At 62.1% G+C, this 24798-nt stretch carries 25 protein-coding genes and 1 other RNA gene; 22 read left to right on the top strand and 4 right to left on the bottom strand.

What is annotated here, in order from left to right:
- Positions 1-187: 187 nt before the first annotated feature.
- From rplM to AC1M7R_RS06265, 7 genes are all read left to right on the top strand, one after another.
- A complete protein-coding gene (rplM, locus tag AC1M7R_RS06295) occupies positions 188-616 on the top strand; it encodes a 50S ribosomal protein L13 (RefSeq protein WP_053146474.1) in 429 nt (142 codons plus the stop codon).
- A 14-nt stretch (positions 617-630) separates the two neighbouring features.
- A complete protein-coding gene (rpsI, locus tag AC1M7R_RS06290; protein ID WP_072396930.1) occupies positions 631-1023 on the top strand; it encodes a 30S ribosomal protein S9 in 393 nt (130 codons plus the stop codon).
- Between the two features lie 255 nt (positions 1024-1278).
- Positions 1279-1872, top strand: a complete 594-nt coding sequence (gene petA / locus AC1M7R_RS06285; RefSeq protein WP_039591565.1) for a ubiquinol-cytochrome c reductase iron-sulfur subunit — start codon at positions 1279-1281, stop codon at positions 1870-1872.
- Positions 1872-3083 carry a cytochrome b gene (locus tag AC1M7R_RS06280; protein ID WP_053146468.1) on the top strand — a complete coding sequence of 404 codons (1212 nt, stop codon included), beginning with the start codon at positions 1872-1874 and terminating at the stop codon, positions 3081-3083. The genes petA and AC1M7R_RS06280 overlap by 1 nt, the downstream gene beginning before the upstream one ends.
- On the top strand, positions 3083-3865 hold the full coding sequence (locus AC1M7R_RS06275; protein ID WP_072396932.1) for a cytochrome c1: 783 nt from the start codon (positions 3083-3085) through the stop codon (positions 3863-3865). Before AC1M7R_RS06280 ends, AC1M7R_RS06275 begins: the two co-directional genes overlap by 1 nt.
- A gap of 151 nt (positions 3866-4016) precedes the next feature.
- Positions 4017-4634 carry a glutathione S-transferase N-terminal domain-containing protein gene (locus AC1M7R_RS06270; protein ID WP_072396934.1) on the top strand — a complete coding sequence of 206 codons (618 nt, stop codon included), beginning with the start codon at positions 4017-4019 and terminating at the stop codon, positions 4632-4634.
- Between the two features lie 16 nt (positions 4635-4650).
- A complete protein-coding gene (locus AC1M7R_RS06265) occupies positions 4651-5061 on the top strand; it encodes a ClpXP protease specificity-enhancing factor (protein ID WP_072396936.1) in 411 nt (136 codons plus the stop codon).
- Between the two features lie 182 nt (positions 5062-5243).
- On the opposite strand, the gene AC1M7R_RS06260 is transcribed toward AC1M7R_RS06265, so the two are convergent.
- The 4 genes from AC1M7R_RS06260 to AC1M7R_RS06245 all read right to left on the bottom strand — a co-directional run bounded on the left by AC1M7R_RS06260 (position 5244) and on the right by AC1M7R_RS06245 (position 8696).
- Complete coding sequence (locus AC1M7R_RS06260; protein ID WP_072396938.1) at positions 5244-5822, bottom strand: BON domain-containing protein; 579 nt, start codon at positions 5820-5822, stop codon at positions 5244-5246.
- Positions 5819-6412, bottom strand: a complete 594-nt coding sequence (locus tag AC1M7R_RS06255; protein WP_007928463.1) for a phosphoheptose isomerase — start codon at positions 6410-6412, stop codon at positions 5819-5821. Before AC1M7R_RS06255 ends, AC1M7R_RS06260 begins: the two co-directional genes overlap by 4 nt.
- A gap of 110 nt (positions 6413-6522) precedes the next feature.
- Positions 6523-6885, bottom strand: a complete 363-nt coding sequence (locus AC1M7R_RS06250; RefSeq protein ID WP_072396940.1) for a YraN family protein — start codon at positions 6883-6885, stop codon at positions 6523-6525.
- Positions 6885-8696: a penicillin-binding protein activator gene (locus AC1M7R_RS06245; protein ID WP_072396963.1), complete on the bottom strand. Its 1812-nt coding sequence runs from the start codon at positions 8694-8696 to the stop codon at positions 6885-6887. Before AC1M7R_RS06245 ends, AC1M7R_RS06250 begins: the two co-directional genes overlap by 1 nt.
- Before the next feature lie 240 nt (positions 8697-8936).
- Between AC1M7R_RS06245 and rsmI the strand changes: the two genes are divergently transcribed.
- From rsmI to AC1M7R_RS06170, 15 genes are all read left to right on the top strand, one after another.
- Positions 8937-9809, top strand: a complete 873-nt coding sequence (gene rsmI / locus AC1M7R_RS06240) for a 16S rRNA (cytidine(1402)-2'-O)-methyltransferase (protein ID WP_165887282.1) — start codon at positions 8937-8939, stop codon at positions 9807-9809.
- 74 nt (positions 9810-9883) lie between these two features.
- An RNA gene (gene rnpB / locus AC1M7R_RS06235) (RNase P RNA component class A) lies at positions 9884-10237 on the top strand.
- A 308-nt stretch (positions 10238-10545) separates the two neighbouring features.
- Entirely contained in the window at positions 10546-11001 is a 456-nt protein-coding gene (gene mraZ, locus AC1M7R_RS06230; RefSeq protein WP_072459358.1) for a division/cell wall cluster transcriptional repressor MraZ, read from the top strand.
- Positions 10998-11945 carry a 16S rRNA (cytosine(1402)-N(4))-methyltransferase RsmH gene (rsmH, locus tag AC1M7R_RS06225; RefSeq protein WP_072396990.1) on the top strand — a complete coding sequence of 316 codons (948 nt, stop codon included), beginning with the start codon at positions 10998-11000 and terminating at the stop codon, positions 11943-11945. The genes mraZ and rsmH overlap by 4 nt, the downstream gene beginning before the upstream one ends.
- Complete coding sequence (gene ftsL / locus AC1M7R_RS06220; RefSeq protein WP_053146444.1) at positions 11942-12235, top strand: cell division protein FtsL; 294 nt, start codon at positions 11942-11944, stop codon at positions 12233-12235. Before rsmH ends, ftsL begins: the two co-directional genes overlap by 4 nt.
- Positions 12235-13974 carry a peptidoglycan D,D-transpeptidase FtsI family protein gene (locus AC1M7R_RS06215; RefSeq protein ID WP_172834658.1) on the top strand — a complete coding sequence of 580 codons (1740 nt, stop codon included), beginning with the start codon at positions 12235-12237 and terminating at the stop codon, positions 13972-13974. Before ftsL ends, AC1M7R_RS06215 begins: the two co-directional genes overlap by 1 nt.
- Positions 13974-15437, top strand: coding sequence for a UDP-N-acetylmuramoyl-L-alanyl-D-glutamate--2,6-diaminopimelate ligase (locus AC1M7R_RS06210; RefSeq protein WP_072397004.1), 1464 nt, complete (start codon positions 13974-13976; stop codon positions 15435-15437). The genes AC1M7R_RS06215 and AC1M7R_RS06210 overlap by 1 nt, the downstream gene beginning before the upstream one ends.
- Positions 15430-16797 (top strand): UDP-N-acetylmuramoyl-tripeptide--D-alanyl-D-alanine ligase, encoded by a 1368-nt coding sequence (locus tag AC1M7R_RS06205; protein ID WP_076406303.1) that lies wholly within the window; start codon positions 15430-15432, stop codon positions 16795-16797. Before AC1M7R_RS06210 ends, AC1M7R_RS06205 begins: the two co-directional genes overlap by 8 nt.
- Positions 16797-17879 (top strand): phospho-N-acetylmuramoyl-pentapeptide-transferase, encoded by a 1083-nt coding sequence (gene mraY, locus AC1M7R_RS06200; protein WP_072397008.1) that lies wholly within the window; start codon positions 16797-16799, stop codon positions 17877-17879. The genes AC1M7R_RS06205 and mraY overlap by 1 nt, the downstream gene beginning before the upstream one ends.
- Positions 17880-17884: 5 nt before the next feature.
- Positions 17885-19231: a UDP-N-acetylmuramoyl-L-alanine--D-glutamate ligase gene (gene murD, locus AC1M7R_RS06195; RefSeq protein ID WP_490610305.1), complete on the top strand. Its 1347-nt coding sequence runs from the start codon at positions 17885-17887 to the stop codon at positions 19229-19231.
- Positions 19228-20445: a putative lipid II flippase FtsW gene (gene ftsW, locus AC1M7R_RS06190; RefSeq protein WP_490610304.1), complete on the top strand. Its 1218-nt coding sequence runs from the start codon at positions 19228-19230 to the stop codon at positions 20443-20445. The genes murD and ftsW overlap by 4 nt, the downstream gene beginning before the upstream one ends.
- Positions 20435-21505, top strand: a complete 1071-nt coding sequence (gene murG / locus AC1M7R_RS06185; protein WP_072397014.1) for an undecaprenyldiphospho-muramoylpentapeptide beta-N-acetylglucosaminyltransferase — start codon at positions 20435-20437, stop codon at positions 21503-21505. Before ftsW ends, murG begins: the two co-directional genes overlap by 11 nt.
- Complete coding sequence (gene murC, locus AC1M7R_RS06180; protein WP_076406305.1) at positions 21498-22958, top strand: UDP-N-acetylmuramate--L-alanine ligase; 1461 nt, start codon at positions 21498-21500, stop codon at positions 22956-22958. Before murG ends, murC begins: the two co-directional genes overlap by 8 nt.
- Positions 22955-23920 carry a D-alanine--D-alanine ligase gene (locus AC1M7R_RS06175; protein WP_072397018.1) on the top strand — a complete coding sequence of 322 codons (966 nt, stop codon included), beginning with the start codon at positions 22955-22957 and terminating at the stop codon, positions 23918-23920. Before murC ends, AC1M7R_RS06175 begins: the two co-directional genes overlap by 4 nt.
- 2 nt (positions 23921-23922) lie before the next feature.
- Positions 23923-24789: a cell division protein FtsQ/DivIB gene (locus AC1M7R_RS06170; RefSeq protein ID WP_042729561.1), complete on the top strand. Its 867-nt coding sequence runs from the start codon at positions 23923-23925 to the stop codon at positions 24787-24789.
- The last annotated feature ends 9 nt before the right edge of the window (positions 24790-24798 follow it).

Genomic DNA, 24798 nt, shown 5'->3' with positions numbered 1-24798 from the left:
CATAATTGCGCACCTCTTTCTGCAGTGGAAGTGATGCCCCGCCGCCGAAGAATCTTGCCGTTGAACGGACGCGCCGACCCGAGCCCCCGAAAGCGTCTGTATCCGGCTGCCTTTGACTTGTCAAAGTACGCACTATTCAGTAAGATCCGCCGTCTAATTTACAGGGCGGCCCCTGAGGCTATAAAGAATGAAAACTTTTACTGCTAAACCGGAAACAGTAAAGCGCGACTGGTTCGTCGTCGACGCTGCTGGTCAGACCCTGGGTCGTCTGGCCACCGAAATCGCGAGCCGTCTGCGTGGCAAGCACAAGCCTGAGTACACTCCTCACGTCGACACCGGTGACTACATCGTTGTGATCAACGCCGAGCAGGTACGTGTGACGGGTGCCAAGACCTCTGACAAGATGTACTACTCCCACTCCGGTTTTCCTGGTGGCATCAAGTCGATCAACTTTGAAAAGCTGATCGCCAAAGCCCCTGAGCGCGTGATCGAGACCGCGGTTAAAGGCATGCTGCCTAAGAACCCGCTGGGTCGCGACATGTATCGTAAGCTGAAGGTTTATGCGGGCGCTGCTCACCCTCATACTGCTCAGCAGCCCCAAGAACTGAAGTTTTAACGGAATAGTTCATTATGTCGGCGACTCAAAATTACGGCACTGGCCGTCGCAAGACTGCAACCGCACGCGTTTTCCTGCGTCCGGGCACTGGCAACATCTCCATCAACAACCGCTCCCTGGATAACTTCTTCGGCCGCGAGACTGCTCGCATGGTCGTTCGCCAGCCGCTGGAACTGACCGAGACCATCGAGAAATTCGATATCTACGTCACTGTCATCGGTGGTGGTGTAAGTGGTCAGGCTGGCGCCATCCGTCACGGCATCACTCGTGCCCTGATGGACTACGACGAAACCCTGCGCAGCCCACTGCGCAAAGCCGGCTTCGTTACTCGCGATGCTCGCGAAGTTGAACGTAAGAAAGTCGGTCTGCGTAAAGCGCGTAAGCGTCCTCAGTACTCGAAGCGTTAATTCGTCTTCGCGTTCAAAAAAACGCCCAGTTCCATACGGAGCTGGGCGTTTTTTTATGGGCAAAATAATTTGCTGTGACAACTTGCCACATCCGTAGAGCCCCTATACTACAAGGCTTGGCGGTATGACCGCTCGGTAATTACCTTGTCAGAATTGGGGGTTTTCATTACCATTCGGCAAAATTTTTATAAGTTCAGATTTTTACTTAGTAGACGCCTGATTCAACAGGCCACAAAGCTGATGGGAGAGGACTGAATGAGCAATGACGGCGTGAATGCAGGCCGGCGTCGCTTCCTGGTAGCAGCCACATCCGTGGTGGGTGCTGCAGGAGCGGTGGGGGCTGCGGTCCCGTTCGTGGGGTCATGGTTTCCCAGCGCCAAGGCGAAAGCTGCCGGCGCACCGGTGAAAGTGAATGTCAGCAAGATCGAGCCAGGCCAGCAGATGATTGCTGAGTGGCGCGGCCAGCCGGTGTTCATCGTCCGCCGTACGGAGGAAATCCTGGGGAATCTGAAAAAGATCGAGGGTCAGTTGTCCGACCCATCCTCCAAGAACTCGGTCCAACCGGAATACGTCAACCCTGAAACGCGTTCGATCAAGCCGGAAGTCCTGCTGCTGATCGGTATCTGTACGCACCTGGGTTGCTCGCCAACGTTCCGTCCCGAAGTGGCCCCTGCCGACCTGGGCAAGGATTGGGTCGGCGGCTATTTCTGCCCTTGCCACGGCTCCCATTACGACCTGGCCGGTCGCGTCTACAAGTCGCAACCCGCACCTCTGAACCTGCCAGTTCCCCCGCATTCCTATGAGACCGATGACATCATTGTCGTTGGCGTCGATACGGAGAAAGCGTGATGAGCAAATTAATGGATTGGTTCGATGCGCGCTTTCCCGCGACCAAAATGTGGGAAGACCATCTCAGCAAGTACTACGCCCCGAAGAACTTCAACTTCTTCTACTTCTTTGGCTCCCTGGCACTGCTCGTTCTGGTCAACCAGATCGTTACCGGTGTCTGGCTGACCATGAGCTACACCCCGTCGGCGGAAGAGGCGTTTGCCTCCGTCGAGTACATCATGCGCGACGTCGAGTACGGCTCGATCCTGCGTCTGCTGCACTCCACCGGTGCCTCGGCATTCTTCATCGTGGTCTACCTGCACATGTTCCGCGGCCTGCTCTACGGTTCGTACCAGAAGCCTCGTGAGCTGGTGTGGGTCTTCGGCATGCTGATCTACCTGGCGCTGATGGCCGAGGCCTTCATGGGCTACCTGCTGCCGTGGGGCCAGATGTCTTACTGGGGGGCCCAGGTGATCATCTCGCTGTTCGGTGCGATTCCTGTCATCGGCGACGACCTGACCCAGTGGATCCGTGGCGACTACCTGATCTCGGGTATCACCTTGAACCGCTTCTTCGCCCTGCATGTGGTGGCCCTGCCGATCGTGATCCTCGGCCTGGTGGTGCTGCACATCCTGGCGCTGCATGAAGTCGGTTCGAACAACCCTGACGGCGTGGATATCAAGAAACTCAAGGACGAAAACGGCGTACCGCTGGATGGCATTGCCTTCCACCCGTACTACACCGTGAAGGATATCGTCGGCGTGGTGGTGTTCCTGTTCATCTTCTGCTCCATCGTGTTCTTCTTCCCGGAAATGGGCGGTTACTTCCTGGAGAAACCGAACTTCGAGCAGGCGAACGCCTTCAAGACGCCTGAGCACATCGCTCCCGTCTGGTACTTCACACCGTTCTACGCGATTTTGCGGGCGGTTCCGGACAAGCTGCTGGGGGTCATTGCCATGGGTGCGGCCATCGCGGTGCTGTTCGTGCTGCCGTGGCTGGACCGCAGTCCGGTCAAGTCGATGCGATACAAAGGCTGGCTGAGCCGGATCTGGCTCGTGGTGTTCTGCATCTCGTTCGTGATCCTGGGCGTGCTGGGCGTATTGGCGCCAACGCCGGGTCGTACGTTGCTGTCGCAGGTCTGCACCTTCCTGTACTTCGCCTACTTCATTCTGATGCCTTTCTATACCAGGCTCGAGAAGACCAAACCGGTTCCGGAAAGGGTGACTGGCTGATGAAAAAACTATTCGCTGTATTGATTCTCGCTGCCATGCCTGTCCTGTCCTTCGCGGCCGAACACGGCGGACCAGAACTGGAAAAAGTCGACATCGACGTTTCCGATAAGGCCGCCATGCAGGACGGTGCCCGTACTTTCGCCAACTACTGCATGGGCTGCCACAGTGCCAAGTTCCAGCGTTACGAGCGCGTGGCCAATGACCTGGGCATCCCTCATGAGTTGATGCTGGAGAAGCTGGTGTTCACCGGCGCCAAGTTGGGCGACCACATGAACATCGGCATGCAGCCGGCAGACGCCAAGACCTGGTTCGGCGCCGCGCCGCCCGACCTGACCCTGGTCGCTCGCGTGCGTGGGACCGACTGGCTCTATGGCTACCTGCGTTCGTTCTATGAAGATCCGGCGCGTCCATGGGGCGTGAACAACAAGGTCTTCCCGAACGTGGGCATGCCGAACGTCCTGGTTGGCCTGCAGGGTCGCCAGGTCGTGGGCTGCAAGCAGGTCCAGATCGTCGAGGACGGCAAGAAGCAATTCGACCCGCTGACCGGCACTGCCTTGACCCATGAGGCTTGTGACCAGTTGACGATCCTGCCCAATACCGGCAGCCTCACTCCCGAGCAGTTCGATGAGAAGGTCAAGAATCTGGTAACCTTCCTGGCTTACTCGGCGAACCCGGTGAAGCTGGAGCACCAGCGCATTGGTACCTACGTGTTGCTGTACCTGGCGTTCTTCTTCGTATTCGCCTATCTGCTCAAGCGTGAATACTGGAAAGACGTACATTGATAAAGCTGTAAGCCGTTGCTGTTAATCGTGCGCGCCCAAGGGCGTCTCTGAAGGTGTAACGAGCCTGGTTGGCCAGGTGTTACGGGAGACGCCCTCTGGGCGCGCTCGTTTTTCCGTTTTTCAAGAATTTCAACAAGCGAGGAGGATCGCCATGGGCGTGACCAATCGGTTGGCCTGTTACTCCGACCCCGCCGACCACTATTCCCACCGGGTACGTATCGTACTGGCAGAGAAAGGTGTCAGCGCCGAGATCATTTATGTCGAGGCGGGTCGTCAACCGCCAAAGCTGATCGAGGTGAACCCTTACGGTAGCCTGCCTACGCTGGTCGATCGTGACCTGGCGTTATGGGAGTCGACCGTGGTGATGGAATATCTGGATGAGCGTTATCCGCATCCACCCTTGCTGCCGGTGTACCCTGTCGCTCGTGCGAACAGCCGTCTGCTGATTCATCGTATCCAGCGCGACTGGTGCGGATTGGTGGACCTGATCCTGGATCCGCGAACCAAGGAGTCGGATCGGGTGGTCGCGCGCAAGGAGTTGCGCGAAAGCCTGACAGGCGTATCGCCGCTGTTCATCGACAAACCGTTTTTCCTCAGTGAGGAACAAAGTCTGGTGGATTGCTGCCTATTGCCCATACTCTGGCGTTTGCCGATTCTGGGTATCGAACTGCCGCGGCCCGCCAAGCCGCTGCTTGATTATATGGAGCGCCAATTCGCGCGTGAGACGTTCCAGGCAAGCCTGTCTGGTGTCGAGCGCGACATGCGCTGAGGCTTAGGGAGCCGCTATGAACTCCAGTCGACCTTATCTGGTCCGCGCGCTCTATGAGTGGATTGTGGACAACGATTGCACCCCGCATATGCTGGTCAACGCCGAGTATCCTTCGGTGCAGGTGCCGCAGGGTTTTGCCAGTGATGGGCAGATTGTCCTCAACGTTTCGCCGGCCGCCGTGCGCCATCTGCACATGGACAACGACGCCGTAAGTTTCGAAGGGCGCTTTGGTGGTGTGCCGCACACGCTGTATGTGCCTATTGCTTCGATCCTCGGGATCTACGCCCGGGAGAATGGCCAGGGCATGGTGTTCGAGTTGGAAGCGCCATTGGATGGCGAGGATGAGTATGAGGCGGATGATGACTTGCCGCCGGATGACGAGCCGCCGCGGCCTAGTGGGCGGCCTAGTCTTAAGGTGGTGAAGTAGCGGGGCGCCGTTTTTTTTGACTGCTTGGTGTGTATATCCGTTTCTTCGATAACGGCTGCTTACGGTTCCGCAGAAACGGATATACACACAAACCAACCCCCCAAAAAAAACGGCACTTCCCCATCTGAAGAAGCACCGTTTTCCAGCCAAGCCAAGCGCAGCATCAAGAACCGCAACTGCCCTCAGTCAATATACTCAAACAACTTAACGATCTTCTGCACCCCGGAAACTCCCTGCACCAGATTGGTCGCCTGGGCGGCCTCTTGCTTGGTCAGCAGACCCAGCAGATAAACAATACCGTTCTCGGTCACGACCTTGATGCGCGAGCCTGGAATACTGGCATCGGTGAGCATCTGGGTCTTGATCTTGGTGGTCAGCCAGGCGTCGTTCTGGCGCGCCAGCAGCGAGGAGGGTGGCAGGACCTGCAACTCGTTATGGACGGTCTTGACCCGTTGCACGGCGCTGGCGGCTTGCTCGGCCTTGGCCTTGAGGTCTTCCCTCGGGGTCTGGCCGGCCAGCAGCACGACACCGTTGAAGCTGGTGACGACGATATGCGAGTTGTTGTCCAGGTCCGGGTCGGCCTTGGCGATGTTCACGCCGGCCTTGGTTTCGATCAGAGAGTCGTCGATCTTGCTGCCGAAGGTGCGGGTGCCGCGGTCGTCTTCAATCGGCTTCTCCCGGCTGGCGTTCACCACCGATGTGCAGCCGCTGATGCCGAGGCACAGGGTCAGGGCCAGAAGGCCAAGGCGATTAGGGGTCATTCTTCACTCCCGAACAGTTGGCTGTCGATCAAGTCGCAGAGACAGTGGATCGCCAGCAGGTGGACTTCCTGGATACGTGCGGTGACATTGGCCGGTACGCGAATCTCGACGTCCTCGGGCAAGAGCAGTGATGCCATGCCGCCGCCATCGCGTCCGGTCAATGCTACGACAATCATTTCGCGATCATGTGCGGCCTGGATCGCCTGAATAATGTTGGCCGAGTTACCGCTGGTGGAGATCGCCAGCAATACATCGCCAGGCTGGCCCAGGGCGCGGATCTGTTTGGAGAAGACTTCGTTGTAGCTGTAGTCGTTGGCGATGGAGGTGATCGTCGAGCTGTCGGTGGTCAGGGCGATGGCCGGCAGGCTCGGGCGCTCGCGCTCGAAGCGATTGAGCAGCTCCGACGAGAAGTGCTGGGCGTCGCCGGCCGAGCCGCCGTTGCCGCACGACAACATCTTGCCCTCGTTGAGCAGGGCGTTGACCATCACCTGGCTGGCTTGCTCGATGTGCGGTGCAAGTACGTCCATCGCCTGCTGCTTGGTGTCGATACTGGCCTGAAAAAGCTGGCGGATTCGCGATTGCATGTCCATCTGTGTGACCTTAAGTAGCGCGACTTATCGGCACAGGCGTGTGCGGCGCGCAAAGCAAAGAGCAAAAATTGAATGAAGGTGTCCGGCCCGGTTCGTCATGACGTTGGCGTTCAACTGTCGAAGGCGTTCTGTAGCCAGTTCAACTGATCGGCGTTGCTGTCGATGGCAACCACGTCGAAACGACAGGGGTGATCGGCCCATTGAGATTCGCATTGCAGAAAATACTGCGCGGCGAATATCAGCTTCTGGCGCTTGCGCGCGTCGATGCTGTCGAGGGCGCCACCCCATTGGGTGTTTTTTCTGTAGCGGACTTCGACAAATACTACTGTATCGCCATCAAGCATGACCAGATCAAGCTCGCCGCGTTTACACAACCAGTTCTGCGCCACCAGGCGCAGACCGTGTTGCTGGAGATGCGCGAGGGCGAGGCCCTCGGCATTCCGACCGCTTTGCTGGCGTGATCGCTCGGGCATCAGCGCTGAGTGTCCGGCAGGCGCTGCACTTGACCGTTGACGAACTCGGCCCAGGGCAGTTGCCGCTGGATCCGCTGGGATTGCGACACCGCCAGGCTACCCGACAGGCCTTCGATACGGCTGTCCGGCAGGGTCTTGAGCTGACCCAGGCGTGGCGCCAGGCGGTAGGCATCCGCGCCCATCGCGTACAACCGGCCCAGGCTGCCGCCGGCCTGGGGCCATTGTGCGGTGACCTGCTTGCGCAGCGGGTCGTTGGCATCGAGCAGCCACGGGGTTTCGCAGAAACGGATACCGTTCATGTCGTTGTACTGGTTCTGGTCGCCGCTGGCACTGAACACCTGGGACGTTGCGTAGACCGGCACGTCGCCAGCGTATTGGAAGTTCAGGGTCGGCTTGATCTGCTGGGCCTGTTGCGGAGTCGAGGCCAGGAAAATGAATTCGATGTCCTGGCGACGGGACGGCTGGGCCGCAACCGTGGTGCCCACGGTGCTCTGCAGGCTCTTGGCGCGGGCTTCGCTCTGGCGCAGCTGGAACATGTCGGCGATCTGCTGGGCCAGTTGTACTGGCTGGTCGACGCGTTCGATAGCGACGATGGTGCCGCCGTTGGCTTGCCAGTCCTGGCTGAAGGCCTTCAGTACCCGATCACCCCATTCGCCTTTCGGCACCATCGCGGCCGCGCGATGCAGGCCGTCGGCGCGGGCGCGACGAGCGACTTCGCGAGCTTCGTCCTCCGGAGCCAGGCCGAACTGGAATAGCTGGGGTGGGCCTTGCTCGCCTTCGCTGTAGTTCAGCGCCAGGGTGGTGATCGGCAATTGCGGCCGCGTGCTGATCTGCTTGACCAGCGGTTTTTCCAGGGGGCCTACCACCAATTGCACGCCGTCCGCCTGGGCCTTGCGATAGAACTCGTCCATGGAGGTCAGGTTGGTGCTGTCGTAGAACTGGATGCTGGGTGGATTCTGCCCGGCCTGTTGGGCCTGGTAGTGGGCGGCCATGAAGCCTTCGCGCAGGGCCTTGGCAACCGTAGCCAGCTGGCCATTCTGGGGCAGCAGCAATGCGATTTTGCTCAGTGGCTGGCTGGCCAGCTCCTTGAGCTTGACCAGGGGTGTCGGCAGCTGGATCGCGGCGGGATGCTTGGGATTCTGCTCGCGCCAGCTATCGATGGCGGCCTGCTGCTGCTCCAGGGTGCCGGCGGTTTTCACCGCACGGGCCAGGCTCAGCCAGCCTCCGAGGTCATCGGTGGTGCTCGGTTGCAGTTGATCGGTGGGCAGCGAGGCGATCAGCGACCAGATGGCTTCGTGGTTTTTCGCCGCGGCCTCGTTCTCGAGCAGTGGTGCGATGAAGATCCGTTCCCGGGCGGCCGCCAGGGTCTGGCCATCGGCCTCCAGGGCACGGGCATGCACGGTGCCGGTACGGATCTGTTGTTCAACCGGCATTTCGCCTAGGTGCTGCTGGCTCGGATGGCTCAGGGCAGCCAGCGCCGCCTTGGGCTGATTGCGTGTCATGGCCAGTTCCGCCGACAGGGTGCTGGCGAAGATCTGCTGGCCAGGCTTGAGCTGTTCCAGCGGCACCTGTTGCAGGATCTGCGCGGACTGGCCGGCATTGCCTTGACGGTAGGCCAGGTCCGCCGCGCTCAGGCGCAGCAGGGCGGCTTTTTCCGGAGTTTTGCTTTGGGCGGCCTGTTCGAGCAGTTGCTCGATACTGGCATCCGGGGTCCGTGGAAGCTCGCCAAGGCTGGACGAGGGCGAGCTGGCGCAGGCCGCCAGAAGGGCAGCGAGGCAGAGAGCGGAAAACAGCCGCAGGCAAGCGATCATGTAAATGTTCCTGATACGAGATCAAATTAGCGTCGAATTGTACCCAAGCGCTGGCCGGGGTGCGATGTCGGTGGCGTGAATCGATCGATTTAGCTATTTCAAAGGGTGCGGCGCGCCACAAAAGTCAGGTATTGACCTGTGGCCAGGGGGCGCGCTCCCTGGCCACAATGGCTGAAGTGAACAGCCGAGACGGCCGGCACACGCTACAATGGCGGTTTTACCGATCATGAGGTATGCGCTTTGACTGTTCCAGGTGCTTTGAATTCCGCCGCCGGCTCGCTTTATGTGGTGGCGACGCCCATCGGCAACCTGGACGATATCAGCGCCCGGGCGCTGAAGATTCTGCAGGATGTTGCCCTGATCGCGGCCGAAGACACGCGCCATTCCCAGCGTCTGCTGCAGCATTTCGGCATAGGCACGCCGTTGGCGGCCTGCCATGAGCACAATGAGCGCGATGAAGGCAGTCGCTTCATCACGCGCCTATTGGCGGGCGATAACGTTGCGCTGATTTCCGATGCCGGTACGCCGCTGATTTCCGACCCCGGCTATCATCTGGTGCGCCAGGCCCGTGCCGCCGGTATCAATGTCGTACCGGTGCCGGGAGCCTGCGCGCTGATCGCAGCGTTGTCGGCGGCCGGCCTGCCGTCGGACCGTTTCATCTTCGAAGGTTTTCTGCCGGCCAAGGCGGTGGGGCGGCGGGCGCGCCTGGAGTCTATAAAGGAGGAGCCTCGTACCCTGATTTTCTACGAAGCACCGCATCGGATCCTGGAATGCCTGCAGGACATGGAGTTGGTATTCGGTCCCGAGCGCCCGGCGCTACTGGCCCGCGAGCTGACCAAGACCTTCGAAACCCTCAAGGGGCTACCGTTGGCGCAGTTGCGGGCTTTCGTCGAAAACGATAGCAACCAGCAGCGTGGCGAATGCGTGGTGCTGGTGGCAGGCTGGACGGCGCCGGAAAATGAGGAGGGTGTCAGCGGCGAGGCGATGCGCATCCTGGACCTATTGCTCGAGGAAATGCCGCTCAAGCGCGCCGCCGCGCTTGCCGCGCAGATTACCGGCGAGCGCAAGAACGTGCTGTATCAGGTAGCGCTGGATAAACAGAAGGCCCGGTAAAACCGGACAGGCAACCTGGCCAAAGGCTTTTAGCGCTTGTTCTTCGCACGCTCTGCCGTTAACCTTCGCGGCGGAGAGTCGATCGGACAGTCGCTGCCCTCTATGAGAATTAGGGGGGGGAGGAAAGTCCGGGCTCCATAGGGCGAAGTGCCAGGTAATGCCTGGGAGGCGCGAGCCTACGGAAAGTGCCACAGAAAATAACCGCCTAAGCGCTTCGGCGCCGGTAAGGGTGAAAAGGTGCGGTAAGAGCGCACCGCACGGCTGGCAACAGTTCGTGGCTAGGTAAACCCCACTTGGAGCAAGACCAAATAGGGTCCCAAGGCGTGGCCCGCGCTGGGACCGGGTAGGTTGCTAAAGATGTCCAGTGATGGCCATCGTAGACGAATGACTGTTCAAGACAGAACCCGGCTTACAGATCGACTCTCCACCTTTTCCCTCCCTGCTGAAATCATCGGCAGCAGCAGTTGCTAATACCAAAAAAATCTTACTCTTAACAAATCACTTTAACTTGTGAGCGCAGTTTCCTGTGTTCGCTCGAATTATGGTGAAAAATCCTACGTCAGATTCCTGTTAGCCCTCCAGATCCGCTCCTAAATCTCCGATCTATAAGGCTTTTCCTTCAATCCGCGCCTTGACGGTGCAGTGGGCGCGTTCCTATAGTGTGCGCGAGTGGAGGAAAGTGGCATGAAGTGGGTTTTTTGGGCGGTAAAACGCTGAATCTGGGAGAAACGCTGACGTGTTTCGCGGAGCTAACGCCATCAGTCTCGATGCAAAGGGCCGTCTCGCCATGCCGAGCCGGTACCGTGACGAGCTCGTTTCGCGTAGTTCCGGGCAATTGATCGTCACGATCGATGCTGTTGACCCCTGCCTATGCGTCTACCCCCTCGATGAATGGGAAGTCATCGAAACCAAACTGCGCGCACTGCCTTCGCTGCGTGAAGAAAACCGCCGTCTGCAACGTTTGCTGATCGGTAATGCCGTCGATCTCGAGCTCGACGGCAGTGGTCGTTTCCTGGTCCCGCCGCGCCTGCGCGAATACGCCAAGCTGGACAAGCGCGCGATGCTGGTGGGCCAACTGAACAAGTTCCAATTGTGGGACGAAGATGCCTGGAATGCGGTTTCCGCCGCCGACCTCGCTGCTATTCAACAACCGGGTGCCATGCCCGATGAACTGCGTGATCTGATCCTGTGACTATTGATAGCGGCTTCAAACACATCACCGTACTGCTGGACGAGGCCGTCGACGCTCTCGCCGTACGTCCTGATGGCTGCTATCTGGACGGCACGTTCGGGCGCGGTGGGCACAGCCGGCTGATTCTCAGCCAGCTCGGTCCGGACGGCCGGCTGCTGGGGTTCGACAAGGATCCTCAAGCGATTGCCACCGGGCAAGCGCTGGCGGCCGAAGACGGCCGCTTTGTCGTTGTGCAGCGCAGCTTTGCCGAGCTGGGTTCGGAAGTCGCCGAGCGGGGCCTGGCCGGCAAGGTCAGCGGCGTCCTGCTCGACCTGGGCGTGTCTTCGCCGCAACTGGACGACCCGGAGCGCGGTTTCAGTTTCCTCAACGATGGCCCGCTGGACATGCGCATGGATCCTTCCCGTGGCATCAGTGCGGCCGAGTTCGTCAATACCGCCCCAATGGAAGAAATCGCCCGCGTCTTCAAGGAATATGGCGAAGAGCGTTTTTCCGGGCGCATGGCGCGTGCCGTGGTGGAACGGCGCGAGATCAAGCCTTTCGAACGCACTGGTGACCTGGCCGAAGTGCTGAAGGTCGCCAATCCGGCATGGGAAAAGGGCAAGAATCCGGCGACCCGTGCTTTCCAGGGGCTGCGCATCCACGTCAATAATGAATTGGGCGATCTCGAAGCCGGCCTCGAAGCGGCCCTCGATGCGCTGGAGGTCGGTGGTCGGCTGGTGGTAATCAGCTTCCATTCCCTGGAAGACCGTATCGTCAAGCTGTTCATGCGCAAGCTGACCAAGGGCGAAGCCGATAACCTGCCGCGCAACCTGCCGGTGCGTTTCGAAGCCTTCGTGCCCAGGATCAAGATCCACGGCAAGGCCCGGTTCGCCTCCGAGGCTGAGCTCAAGGCCAATCCACGCGCCCGTAGTGCCGTCATGCGTGTCGCGGAGAAGTTGCGGTGAGCCGGCTCTTCGCCAAGCCCCTGCCAGGCGGCAGCTTTTTCATGCTGCTGCTGTTTATCGGCGTGCTCGTGTCGGCCATTGCCGTGTCCTACAGTGCCCACTGGAACCGTCAGCTGCTCAATACGCTTTACAACGAACTGAGCGTGCGCGACAAGGCGCAGGCCGAATGGGGGCGGTTGATCCTGGAGCAAAGTACCTGGACGGCCCATAGCCGTATCGAAGTGCTGGCCACCGAACAACTGAAAATGCGCATCCCGGGCGCTGCCGAAGTGCAGATGGTGGCGCCATGATGAAGCTCGAAGGGGCGCTGTTCCCGTGGCGGTTCCGTCTGGTCCTGGGGTTGCTCGGGATCATGGTGGCTGCCATTTCGTGGCGCATCATCGACCTGCAGGTCGTCGACCGTGATTTCCTCAAGGGGCAAGGTGACGCCCGCAGTGTGCGTCATATTCCTATTCCGGCTCACCGCGGCCTGATCACCGACCGCAATGGCGAACCCCTGGCCGTGAGTACGCCGGTGACCACCTTGTGGGCCAATGCCAAGGAAATGCAGCTGGCCAAGGACAAGTGGCCCGCCCTGGCGGCCGCTCTCGGGCAGGATCCCAAGGCTTTGGCCGAGCGTCTCGAAGCACAGGCCAACAAGGAGTTCATCTATCTGGTTCGCGGCCTGACCCCGGAACAGGGCCAGAGCGTGCTCGACCTGAAGGTGCCGGGTGTCTATGGCATCGAAGAGTTCCGGCGTTTCTATCCCGCCGGGGAAGTCACGGCCCACATGGTCGGATTCACCGACATCGATGACCGCGGCAGGGAAGGGGTCGAACTGGCCTACGATGAATGGCTTGCCGGGGTGGCCGGCAAGCGGCAAGTCATCAAGGATCGGCGCGGCAGGCTGATCAAGGATGTCCAGGTCACCAAAAACGCCAAGGCCGGAAAGCCCTTGGCGTTGTCCATTGATCTGCGCCTGCAATACCTGGCCAACCGCGAGCTGCGCAATGCCATCGTCGAGAACGGTGCCAAGGCCGGCAGCCTGGTGATCATGGACGTGAAGACCGGCGAGATCCTCGCCATGGTCAACCAGCCGACCTACAACCCCAACAACCGTCGCAACCTGCAGCCGGCGATGATGCGTAACCGCGCGATGATCGACGTGTTCGAGCCTGGTTCCACCATGAAGGCGGTCTCCATGGCCGCCGCCCTGGAGACCGGACGCTGGAAACCGAGCGACACCGTCGAGGTGTATCCGGGGACCTTGCAGATCGGCAAGTACACCATTCGCGACGTGTCCAAGACCGAAGGCCCGGTGCTCGACCTGACCGGTATCCTGATCAATTCCAGTAACGTCGGCATGAGCAAGATCGCCTTCGACATCGGCGGCGAAACGATCTACCGCCTGGCCCAGAAGATCGGCCTCGGCCAGGACACCGGCCTGGGGTTCCCGGGTGAACGTGTCGGCAACCTGCCGAACTATCGGGAATGGCGCAAGGCCGAAACGGCCACGCTGTCCTATGGCTACGGTGTCTCCGTGACGGCGATCCAGTTGGTCCACGCATTTTCGGCGTTGGCCAACAATGGCCGTATCGCACCCCTGACCCTGATCAAATCCGACAAGCCGCCGCAAACCACCCAGGTGATCCCGGAGAATGTCGCCAAGACCATGCAGGGCATGCTGCAGCAGGTGATCGAGGCGCCGCGCGGGGTGTATCGCGCCCAAGTGCCGGCCTATCACGTCGCGGGCAAGTCGGGTACGGCCCGCAAGACCTCCGTGGGGACCAAGGGCTATGCCGAGAACTCCTACCGTTCGCTGTTCGCCGGCTTCGGCCCGATGAGCGACCCTCGCTACGCCATCGTGGTGGTCATCGACGAGCCGAGCAAGGCCGGTTACTTCGGTGGCCTGGTTTCAGCGCCGGTCTTCAGCAAGGTCATGTCCGGCACCCTGCGCCTGATGAACATTACTCCGGATAACCTGCCGCCGACCCAGCAGGCGAGTACCGCGCCGGTCGTCCCCTTGAAAGCCGATGGAGGGCGTGGCTGATGTCCCTGAGCCTGAACAAGATATTCGCCCACGCCGGTCACGATCTGCTGATTCGCGAACTGGCCCTGGACAGCCGCAACGTCCGTGCCGGGGATCTGTTCCTGGCCGTGCCGGGCGCGCGTTCCGATGGCCGTGCCCATATCGCCGATGCCTTGAAGCGCGGGGCTGCCGCCGTGGCCTATGAAGTGGAAGGCGCCACCGTGCTGCCGATCACCGATGTCCCGCTGATCCCGGTGAAGGGGCTGGCGGCGCAGCTGTCGGATATCGCCGGTCGCTTCTATGGCGAGCCGAGCCGTCACCTGAACCTGATTGGCGTGACCGGCACCAACGGCAAGACCAGCGTTACCCAACTGGTGGCCCAGGCGCTGGACCTGCTGGGCCAGCATTGCGGCATTGTCGGGACACTGGGCAATGGTTTCCACGCAGCGCTGGAAAGCGGCCTGCATACCACGCCGAACCCGATCGCCTTGCAGGCGACCCTGGCCGACCTGAAGAAGGCTGGGGCCAAGGCCGTGGCCATGGAAGTTTCCTCCCACGGCCTGGACCAGGGCCGCGTGACCGCCCTGGCATTCGACGTCGCGGTGTTGACCAACCTGTCCCGCGACCATCTGGATTACCACGGCACGATGCAGGCCTATGGCGAAGCCAAGGCACGGCTGTTTGCCTGGAACGACCTGAAATGCCGGGTCATCAATATCGACGACGCGTTCGGCCGGCAATTGGCCGCCGAGCACCGCGAGTCCCGGTTGATCACCTACAGCCTGGAAGATGCCAGCGCCTACCTTTATATACGCCAGGCGCAATTCACCGACGAAGGCGTGCGCGCCACGCTGGTCACGCCCCAGGGCGAACATCACCTGCGCAGCACCTTGCTGGGGCGTTTCAACCTGAGCAACGTGCTGGCCGCGGTGGGCGCCTTGCTTGGCCTGGACTACCCGCTGGATGAAATCCTCAAGGTCCTGCCGAAACTCGAAGGCCCGGCCGGTCGCATGCAGCGCTTGGGTGGCGGTACGCAACCGCTGGTGGTGGTCGATTACGCCCATACCCCCGATGCCCTGGAGAAAGTCCTGACGGCCCTGCGGCCTCACGCCCGGGGCAGGTTGCTGTGCCTGTTCGGCTGTGGTGGCGATCGCGACCGCGGCAAGCGTCCGCTGATGGCCGAAGTGGTCGAGCGGCTGGCCGATGGCGTGCTGGTCACCGACGACAACCCGCGGACCGAAGACCCGATGCGGATTTTCGACGACATCCGCGCCGGATTCACCGCTGTGGATAACGTCACGTTCGTGGCCGGCCGTGCTCAGGCGATTGCGCAATTGATCGCTGGCGCTTCGGCGGACGACGTCATTGTCCTGGCTGGCAAGGGCCACGAGGACTATCAGGAAATCAATGGCGAACGCCACGCTTTCTCCGATCTGGTGGAAGCCGATCATGCCTTGACCGCGTGGGAGGTGGCCCATGCTTAAGGCCTTGAAACTCAGTGAACTGACCCATGCCTTGAACGGGCGCCTCGTCGCCGCGGACGCTACCTTCGACGGCGTGAGCATCGACAGCCGGGCCATTGTCGCCGGGCAGCTCTTCGTGGCCCTGGCCGGGCCGCGTTTCGACGGCCATGACTACCTGAACGAGGTCGCCGCCAAAGGCGCGGTCGCCGCGTTGGTCGAGCGGGAAGTGAGCAACAGCACGTTGCCGCAATTGCGAGTGGATGACACCCGCCAGGCCCTGGGCCAACTGGGCGCATTGAACCGTGCGGCGTTCGACAAGCCGGTCGCGGCCATCACCGGTTCCAGCGGCAAGACCACGGTCAAGGAAATGCTTGCCAGCATCCTGCGCACCCGTGGGCCAGTGCTGGCGACCCGTGGCAACCTGAACAACGACCTCGGCGTGCCCCTCACCCTGCTGGAGCTGGCGCCGGAACACAGTGCCGCCGTCATCGAGCTCGGGGCCTCGCGGCTCGGCGAGATTGCCTACACCGTGGCCATGACCAGGCCTCACGTGGCGGTGCTCAACAATGCCGGTACCGCCCACGTCGGCGAGTTCGGCGGTCCGGAGAAAATCGTCGAGGCCAAGGGCGAGATCATCGAGGGGCTGGATGCCAATGGCGTCGCCGTGTTGAATCTCGATGACAAGGCTTTCGAAATCTGGAAGGCCCGGGCCGGTGAGCGCAAGGTGCTGACCTTCGCCCTGAGCAACCTCGCCGCGAACTTCCATGCCAGCGACCTCGATCGCGATGCCCGCGGCTGCCCGGCCTTCAACCTGCACGGTCCCGACGGCGCCGAGCGGGTCCAGTTGAACCTCCTTGGCACCCATAACGTTGCCAACGCCCTGGCCGCGGCGGCGGCTGCCCATGCCCTGGGCATTTCGCTGCCGGGCATCGTCGCCGGGTTGAACGCGGTGCAACCGGTCAAGGGGCGCTCGGTCGCGCAATTGGCCAGCAACGGCATGCGCGTGATCGACGACACCTATAACGCCAACCCAACGTCCATGTGCGCAGCGGTGGATATCCTGGCCGGGTTCTCCGGTCGCACCGTGCTGGTGCTGGGGGATATCGGCGAGCTGGGCGAGTGGGCGCAGCAAGGCCATCACGATGTAGGGGCCTATGCCCGTGGCAAGGTCGACGCGTTGTATGCGGTCGGCCCGATGATGGCCCATGCGGTCGCCGCCTTTGGCGAGCACGCGCGGCATTTCACCACTCAGGCCGAGCTGATCGAGGCCCTGGGTGCCGAACAAGACCCGAACACCACTTTATTGATCAAGGGCTCTCGTAGCGCCGCGATGGAAAACATCGTCGCGGCGCTGTGCGGCACCCGTATGGAGAAACATTGATGCTGCTGCTGCTAGCGGAGTACCTGCAACAGTTCCACAAAGGCTTCGCGGTCTTCCAGTACCTGACCCTGCGCGGGATCCTGGGCGTGCTGACCGCGTTGTCGTTGTCGCTGTTCCTGGGCCCGTGGATGATCCGCACCCTGCAGAACCTGCAGATCGGCCAGTCGGTGCGTAACGACGGCCCGCAGTCGCACCTGTCCAAGTCCGGTACTCCCACCATGGGCGGTGCGCTGATCCTGTCGTCCATCGGCATCAGCACCTTGCTCTGGGCCGACCTGGCGAACCGCTACGTCTGGGTCGTGCTGTTGGTGACCCTGTTGTTCGGCGCCATCGGTTGGGTCGACGACTACCGCAAGGTCATCGAGAAGAACTCTCGTGGGCTGCCAAGCCGCTGGAAGTATTTCTGGCAGTCGGTGTTCGGCCTGTGCGCGGCTATCTTCCTTTATATGACCGCCGCCTCGCCGGTGGAAACCACCCTGATCCTGCCGATGCTCAAGGACTACAGCATCCCGCTGGGCGCCGGCTTCATCGTGCTGACCTACCTGGTGATCGTCGGTTCCAGCAACGCGGTCAACCTCACCGACGGCCTCGACGGCCTGGCGATCATGCCCACGGTCATGGTCGGCGGCGCGCTGGGGATCTTCTGCTACCTGTCGGGTAACGTGAAATTCGCCGAATACCTGCTGATTCCCTACGTACCGGGGGCGGGTGAGTTGATCGTGTTCTGTGGCGCCCTGATCGGTGCCGGCCTGGGCTTCTTGTGGTTCAACACCTACCCGGCGCAAGTCTTCATGGGCGACGTCGGCGCCCTGGCGCTGGGCGCGGCCCTGGGCACCATCGCCGTCATCGTTCGCCAGGAAATCGTCCTGTTCATCATGGGCGGCGTGTTCGTGATGGAGACCCTGTCAGTCGTCATTCAGGTTGCTTCCTTTAAATTGACCGGCCGCCGCGTATTCCGCATGGCACCGATCCACCACCACTTTGAACTCAAGGGCTGGCCCGAGCCACGCGTGATCGTCCGTTTCTGGATCATCACCGTGATCCTGGTGCTGATCGGCCTTGCCACCCTGAAACTGAGGTAGAACGAGTGTCCCTGATCGCTTCTGACCACTTCCGCATCGTTGTCGGCCTCGGCAAGAGCGGCATGTCCCTGGTTCGCTTCCTGGCGAAGCGGGGCGTGTCGTTTGCCGTGGCCGATACGCGGGAGAATCCACCTGAGCTTGCGACGTTGCGTCGCGACTATCCGCAGGTGGACGTGCGTTGTGGCGAGCTGGACGTCGAGTTCCTGTGCCGCGCCGATGAGCTCTACGTGAGTCCCGGCCTGGCCCTGGCGACGCCGGCCCTGCAGGCGGCCGCTGCCCGTGGCGTGAAATTGTCCGGTGACATCGAGCTGTTCGCCCGCAACGCCAAGGCGCCGATCGTTGCCATCAGCGGTTCCAACGCCAAGAGCACCGTCACCACCCTGGTGGGCGAGATGGCCGCGGCCGCCGGCAAGCGGGTCGCCGTCGGTGGCAACCTGGGCACTCCGGCCCTGGACCTGCTCAGCGATGACGTCGAGCTGTATGTGATGGAGCTGTCGAGCTTCCAGCTCGAAACCACCGACCACCTGGGCGCCGAAGTGGCCACCGTGCTCAATATCAGCGAAGACCACATGGACCGCTACAGCGGCCTGCCGGCCTATCACCTGGCCAAGCACCGGATCTTCCGGGGCGCCCGGCAAGTGGTGTTCAACCGCCAGGATGCCCTGACCCGCCCGTTGTTGGGCGAGGGCATGCCGTGCTGGTCCTTTGGCCTGGGGGTACCGGACTTCAAAGGGTTCGGGTTGCGCGAAGAGAATGGCGAGAAATACCTGGCCTTCGAATTCCAGAACCTGATGCCGGTGCGCGAGCTCAAGATCCGTGGCGCCCATAACCAGGCCAATGCCCTGGCGGCGTTGGCCCTTGGACATGCGGTCGGCCTGCCGTTCGATGCCATGCTCTCGGCCCTGCGGACCTTCGCCGGGCTCGAGCACCGTTGCCAGTGGGTGCGCGACCTCGATGGCGTGGCCTGGTACAACGATTCCAAGGCCACCAACGTCGGCGCTGCGCTGGCCGCCATCGAAGGCCTGGGCGCGGACATCCAGGGCAAGCTCGTGCTGATCGCCGGCGGTGACGGCAAGGGCGCCGACTTCAAGGACCTGCGCGATCCGGTGGCGGCCAACTGCCGCGCCGTGGTGCTGATGGGGCGTGACCGCGAATTGATTGCCCAGGCCATCGGCGATGCCGTGCCGCTGGTTCGCATCGACTCCCTGGACGAGGCCGTGCGGCAATGTCGCGCCCTTGCCCAGCCGGGCGACGCGGTGCTGTTGTCGCCGGCCTGCGCCAGTTTCGACATGTTCAAGAACTACGAAGAGCGTGGGCAGCTGTTTGCCCGGGCGGCGGAGGACTTGGCATGAGCCTCATGAATATCATCAAGCCGTACCCGTCGCCGTTGATCACCGGCCGTGGCATCGACCTGGACTTCCCGATGCTTGCCGGCTGCCTGGCGCTGCTGGGCCTGGGCCTGGTGATGATCACTTCGGCGTCCTCGGAAGTGGCCGCGGTGCAATCGGGCAACACGCTTTACCACATGATCCGTCACTTGATCTATCTGGTGATCGGCCTGGGCGCGTGCATCGTCACCATGATGGTGCCGATCGCCACCTGGCAACGCCTGGGCTGGATGATGCTGCTCGGCGCCTTTGGCCTGCTGGTGCTGGTGCTGGTGCCGGGGATCGGTCGCGAGGTCAACGGTTCGATGCGCTGGATCGGCTTCAGCTTCTTCAACGTGCAGCCTTCGGAAATCGCCAAGGTCTTCGTGGTGCTCTTCCTGGCCGGCTACCTGGTGCGGCGCCAGAAGGAAGTGCGCGAGAGCTGGATGGGCTTCTTCAAGCCATTCATCGTCCTGCTGCCCATGGCGGGCCTGTTGCTGATGGAGCCGGACTTCGGTGCCACGGTGGTGATGATGGGCGCTGCGGCGGCCATGCTGTTCCTGGGGGGCGTCGGACTGTTCCGTTTCATCCTGATGGTGGCGCTGGCGGTCGCGGCCGTGACCGTACTGGTACAGGCGCAGCCCTACCGGATGGCGCGCCTGATCACCTTCACCGACCCGTGGGCCGACCAGTTCGGTTCCGGCTACCAGCTGACCCAGGCCCTGATCGCCTTCGGGCGCGGGGAGTGGCTGGGTGTTGGGCTGGGCAACAGCGTGCAGAAGCAATTCTACCTGCCGGAAGCCCACACCGACTTCGTGTTCTCGGTCCTGGCCGAGGAGCTGGGCGTGGTGGGTTCGCTGTGCACCGTCGCGCTGTTCGTCTTCGTCTGCGTGCGGGGCATGTACATCGGCCTGTGGGCCGAGAAAGCCAAACAGTTTTTCGCCGCGTACGTGGCGTACGGCCTGTCGTTCCTGTGGATCGGTCAATTTTTGATCAATATCGGGGTGAACGTCGGCCTGTTGCCGACCAAGGGCCTGACCCTGCCATTTCTCAGCTATGGCGGCAGTTCCCTGGTGATCTGCTGCGCCTGCCTGGGCCTGCTGCTACGCATTGAATGGGAAAGCCGGACTCACCTGGGCAGCGAAGAAATGGAATTCCATGAAAGCGACTTCGCCGAGGAGCCGACTTATGGGCGCTAACGTGCTGATCATGGCGGGCGGTACCGGCGGGCACGTGTTCCCGGCGCTGGCCTGTGCCCGTGAGTTCCAGGCCCGTGGCTACACCGTGCACTGGCTGGGCACGCCGCGGGGCATCGAGAACGAGCTGGTGCCCGGCGCCGGCCTGGAGCTGCACCGGATCGACGCCAGCGGGCTGCGAGGCAAGGGCCGGTTGTCGTTGCTCAAGGCGCCACTGATGCTGCTCAGGTCGATCTGGCAGGCGCGGGCGATCATTCGGCGGCTGCGGCCGGTATGCGTGGTGGGGTTTGGCGGTTATGTGACCGGTCCCGGTGGTGTCGCGGCGAAACTGGCCGGCGTACCGGTGATCGTTCACGAGCAGAACGCCGTGGCCGGTACCGCCAATCGGTTACTCGTGCCGTTGGCCGCCCGGGTCTGTGAAGCCTTTCCCGACACCTTTACCCTGTCGGGCAGCCGGCGCACCACCGGCAATCCGGTGCGTACCGAGCTGTTTCTCGATACACCGCGCCCGGCCCTGGCCGGACGCAAGGCGCGTTTGCTGGTCCTGGGCGGAAGCCTGGGAGCGGAACCGTTGAACAAGCTGCTGCCCGAAGCCTTGTCGCAGGTCGCCCCCGAACTGCGGCCGGAAGTGTTTCATCAGGCCGGCAGGAACCACGATGAAGTGACCGCCGAGCGCTACCGCGCCGCAGGCGTCGAGGCGCAAGTGCAGCCTTTCATCAAAGACATGGCCCAGGCCTATGGCTGGGCCGACCTGGTGATCTGTCGCGCAGGCGCGCTGACCATCAGTGAACTGGCTGCCGCCGGTCTGCCCTCGATGCTGGTGCCTCTGCCCCACGCCATCGACGATCACCAGACCCGTAATGCCGATTATTTGGCCCGTGAAGGCGCTGCCTTCCTGATGCCGCAAAGAACGACTGGCGCCGCGGATCTCGCCGCGCGCCTGACAGAGGTATTGATGCAGCCGCAACGACTCGAAGACATGGCCCGCGCCGCGCGCCGCCTGGCCAAACCCGATGCTACGACCCAAGTGGTCGATACCTGCCTGGAGGTGGCCCATGGTTGAGAATCGCAAAGCCATGCCACAACCGGAAATGCGCCGTATCCGCCGCATCCACTTCGTCGGGATCGGCGGAGTGGGCATGTGCGGCATCGCCGAAGTGCTGTTGAACCTGGGCTACGAAGTTTCAGGCTCCGACTTGAAGGCTTCGCCGGTCACCGAGCGACTGGAGTCCTTCGGTGCGCAGATCTTCATCGACCACCGCGCCGAGAACGCCGCCAATGCCGACGTGCTCGTGGTGTCCAGTGCCGTGAACACTTCCAACCCGGAAGTCGCCACCGCCCTGGAACGCCGTATTCCCGTGGTGCCACGCGCCGAAATGCTGGCCGAGCTGATGCGCTACCGCCACGGCATCGCCGTGGCCGGCACCCATGGCAAGACCACCACCACCAGCCTGATCGCCTCGGTGTTCGCCGCCGGAGGCCTGGATCCGACCTTCGTGATCGGTGGCCGTCTGAACGCCGCGGGCACCAATGCCCAACTGGGCACCAGCCGCTACCTGATCGCCGAAGCCGACGAGAGCGATGCGAGCTTCCTGCACCTGCAACCGCTGGTGGCGGTGGTGACCAACATCGATGCCGACCACATGGCAACCTACGATGGCGACTTCAACAAACTGAAGAAGACCTTCGTCGAGTTCCTGCACAACCTGCCGTTCTACGGGTTGGCGGTGGTGTGCCTGGACGACCCGGTCGTACGCGAGATCCTGCCGCTGATCAAGCGCCCGACCGTGACCTACGGGTTCGGCGAAGACGCCGATGTGCGGGCCATCAATGTACGCCAGCAGGGCATGCAGACCTTCTTCACCGTGCTGCGTCCCGAGCGCGAGCCGTTGGATGTGTCGGTGAACATGCCGGGTAACCACAACGTGCTCAATGCACTGGCAACCATCTGCATCGCCACCGACGAAGGTGTCAGCGACGAAGCCATTGTCCAGGGGCTCTCCGGGTTCCAGGGCGTGGGCCGGCGCTTCCAGGTCTACGGCGAACTGCCGGTGGACGGCGGCAACGTGATGCTGGTGGACGACTACGGCCATCATCCGACCGAAGTCGCGGCGGTGATCAAGGCCGTGCGCGGTGGCTGGCCGGAGCGGCGCCTGGTGATGGTCTACCAGCCGCACCGCTACAGCCGTACCCGCGACCTGTACGACGATTTCGTCCAGGTGCTGGCCGATGCCAACGTGCTGCTGTTGATGGAAGTCTATCCGGCCGGCGAAGAGCCGATTCCCGGTGCCGACAGCCGCCAGTTGTGCCACAGCATTCGCCAACGCGGCCAATTGGACCCGATCTACATCGAGCGCGGCGTGGACCTGGCGCCGCTGGTCAAGCCGCTGCTGCGCGCCGGTGACATCCTGCTGTGCCAGGGCGCCGGCGACATCGGCGGGCTCGCTCCGAAACTGTTGAAAAGTCCGTTATTCGCCGGGGCCGTCGTGGCATCCAGCGAGGGGAAATTGAAATGACTGCTGCCTACGCCAACCTGGTCTCGACCCTCGACCCGAAAGCTTTCGGCCGTGTCGCCGTGCTGTTCGGTGGCAAGAGCGCCGAGCGCGAGGTGTCCCTCAAATCCGGCAGGGCCGTGCTCGAAGCCCTGCAAAGCGCCGGTGTCGATGCGTTCGGCATCGACGTGGGCGATGACTTGCTGCAGCGCCTGCTGAGCGAAAAGATAGACCGCGCATTCATCATTCTCCACGGGCGCGGCGGCGAAGACGGCAGCATGCAGGGCCTGCTCGAATGCCTGGGCATCCCCTACACCGGCAGCGGCATCCTGGCTTCCGCGCTGGCGATGGACAAGCTGCGCACCAAGCAGGTCTGGCACAGCCTCGGCATTCCGACGCCGCGGCATGCCGTGCTGGCATCCGAGGCCGACTGTATTTCGGCGGCCACGGAACTGGGCTTCCCTTTGATCGTCAAACCGGCCCATGAAGGTTCAAGTATCGGCATGGCGAAAGTGAATTCGCTGCCTGAATTGACCGCGGCATGGAAAGACGCCAGTTCCTACGATTCGCAAGTGTTGGTCGAGCAGTGGATCACCGGTCCAGAGTTCACCATCGCCACCCTGCGTGACCAGGTGTTGCCCCCGATTGCGCTGGGCACGCCGCACACGTTCTACGACTACGACGCCAAGTACATCGCCAACGATACCCAGTACCGCATTCCCTGCGGGCTGGACGCCGCCAAGGAAAAAGAACTGATGGACCTCACGGCCAAGGCTTGTGAGGCGCTGGGTATCGCCGGTTGGGGCCGGGCGGACGTGATGCAGGACGCCGAGGGGCAGTTCTGGTTCCTGGAGGTCAATACCGCTCCGGGCATGACCGATCACAGCCTGGTACCGATGGCGGCCCGTGCCGCCGGTCTGGATTTCCAGCAACTGGTGCTGTCGATCCTGGCGGCCAGTGTCGGCACGCAAGAGGCAAGAGGTTAAGCATGCAAGGCGCATCGCTTCGTCATCAGCCCTCCGCACCCGGCCGCAAGCCGGTGCCGCGGGGTGCCAGCCGAATGGTGGCCAAGGAGCCGATGTCGGCGCGCCTGCCGAAAGCCAATTTTGGTTTCCTGAAGAGCCTGTTCTGGCCGGTACTGCTGGTGGCGTTGGGGTTCGGTACGTATGAAGGGGCGCAACGGCTGCTGCCCTATGCCGACCGGCCGATCGCGCGGATCAACGTCCAGGGCGACCTGAGCTACATCAGCCAGCAAGCGGTGCAGCAGCGGATCGCCCCGTTCGTGGCGTCGAGCTTCTTCACCATCGACCTGGCGGGCATGCGCACGGAGCTGGAGCAGATGCCCTGGATCGCCCACGCCGAGGTCCGCCGGGTGTGGCCCGACCAGGTGTCGATCCGCCTGGAGGAACAGCTGCCGGTGGCCCGTTGGGGCGACGAGTCGTTGCTGAACAACCAGGGTCAGGCGTTCACGCCACGGGAACTGGCCAACTACGAACATTTGCCACAGCTGTTCGGCCCTCAGCGGGCCCAGCAGCAGGTGATGCAGCAATACCAGGTGTTGAGTCAGATGTTGCGGCCGCTGGGCTTCTCCATCGCGCGCCTGGAATTGCGCGAGCGCGGCAGCTGGTTCCTGACCACTGGCGCGGGCAGCTCGGGACCGGGCATCGAGCTGTTGCTCGGTCGCGGCAACCTGGTGGAAAAGATGCGCCGCTTCATCGCCATCTATGACAAGACGCTCAAAGAACAGATTACGAACATCGCGCGCATCGATCTGCGCTATGCCAACGGCCTGGCCGTCGGCTGGCGGGAACCTGTGGCGCCCACGACGGCCGAACCCGCCGTCGCGAAGAATTAAGAAGAGGCA

The organism is Pseudomonas sp. MS01C9, from assembly GCF_058202755.1.
This window is presented reverse-complemented; position numbering and strand designations above follow the sequence as displayed.

Coding starts and splice junctions, on each gene's coding strand:
- AC1M7R_RS06270 (WP_072396934.1), top strand. CDS start 4,017: ATGGGCGTGACCAATCGGTTGGCCTGTTACTCCGACCCCGCCGACCAC.
- AC1M7R_RS06250 (WP_072396940.1), bottom strand. CDS start 6,885: ATGCCCGAGCGATCACGCCAGCAAAGCGGTCGGAATGCCGAGGGCCTC.
- AC1M7R_RS06245 (WP_072396963.1), bottom strand. CDS start 8,696: ATGATCGCTTGCCTGCGGCTGTTTTCCGCTCTCTGCCTCGCTGCCCTT.
- murC (WP_076406305.1), top strand. CDS start 21,498: ATGGTTGAGAATCGCAAAGCCATGCCACAACCGGAAATGCGCCGTATC.
- AC1M7R_RS06205 (WP_076406303.1), top strand. CDS start 15,430: ATGCTTAAGGCCTTGAAACTCAGTGAACTGACCCATGCCTTGAACGGG.
- AC1M7R_RS06170 (WP_042729561.1), top strand. CDS start 23,923: ATGCAAGGCGCATCGCTTCGTCATCAGCCCTCCGCACCCGGCCGCAAG.
- AC1M7R_RS06175 (WP_072397018.1), top strand. CDS start 22,955: ATGACTGCTGCCTACGCCAACCTGGTCTCGACCCTCGACCCGAAAGCT.
- rpsI (WP_072396930.1), top strand. CDS start 631: ATGTCGGCGACTCAAAATTACGGCACTGGCCGTCGCAAGACTGCAACC.
- AC1M7R_RS06215 (WP_172834658.1), top strand. CDS start 12,235: ATGAAGCTCGAAGGGGCGCTGTTCCCGTGGCGGTTCCGTCTGGTCCTG.
- petA (WP_039591565.1), top strand. CDS start 1,279: ATGAGCAATGACGGCGTGAATGCAGGCCGGCGTCGCTTCCTGGTAGCA.
- AC1M7R_RS06265 (WP_072396936.1), top strand. CDS start 4,651: ATGAACTCCAGTCGACCTTATCTGGTCCGCGCGCTCTATGAGTGGATT.
- mraY (WP_072397008.1), top strand. CDS start 16,797: ATGCTGCTGCTGCTAGCGGAGTACCTGCAACAGTTCCACAAAGGCTTC.
- murG (WP_072397014.1), top strand. CDS start 20,435: ATGGGCGCTAACGTGCTGATCATGGCGGGCGGTACCGGCGGGCACGTG.
- ftsW (WP_490610304.1), top strand. CDS start 19,228: ATGAGCCTCATGAATATCATCAAGCCGTACCCGTCGCCGTTGATCACC.
- AC1M7R_RS06260 (WP_072396938.1), bottom strand. CDS start 5,822: ATGACCCCTAATCGCCTTGGCCTTCTGGCCCTGACCCTGTGCCTCGGC.
- rplM (WP_053146474.1), top strand. CDS start 188: ATGAAAACTTTTACTGCTAAACCGGAAACAGTAAAGCGCGACTGGTTC.
- AC1M7R_RS06275 (WP_072396932.1), top strand. CDS start 3,083: ATGAAAAAACTATTCGCTGTATTGATTCTCGCTGCCATGCCTGTCCTG.
- AC1M7R_RS06210 (WP_072397004.1), top strand. CDS start 13,974: ATGTCCCTGAGCCTGAACAAGATATTCGCCCACGCCGGTCACGATCTG.
- AC1M7R_RS06255 (WP_007928463.1), bottom strand. CDS start 6,412: ATGGACATGCAATCGCGAATCCGCCAGCTTTTTCAGGCCAGTATCGAC.
- AC1M7R_RS06280 (WP_053146468.1), top strand. CDS start 1,872: ATGAGCAAATTAATGGATTGGTTCGATGCGCGCTTTCCCGCGACCAAA.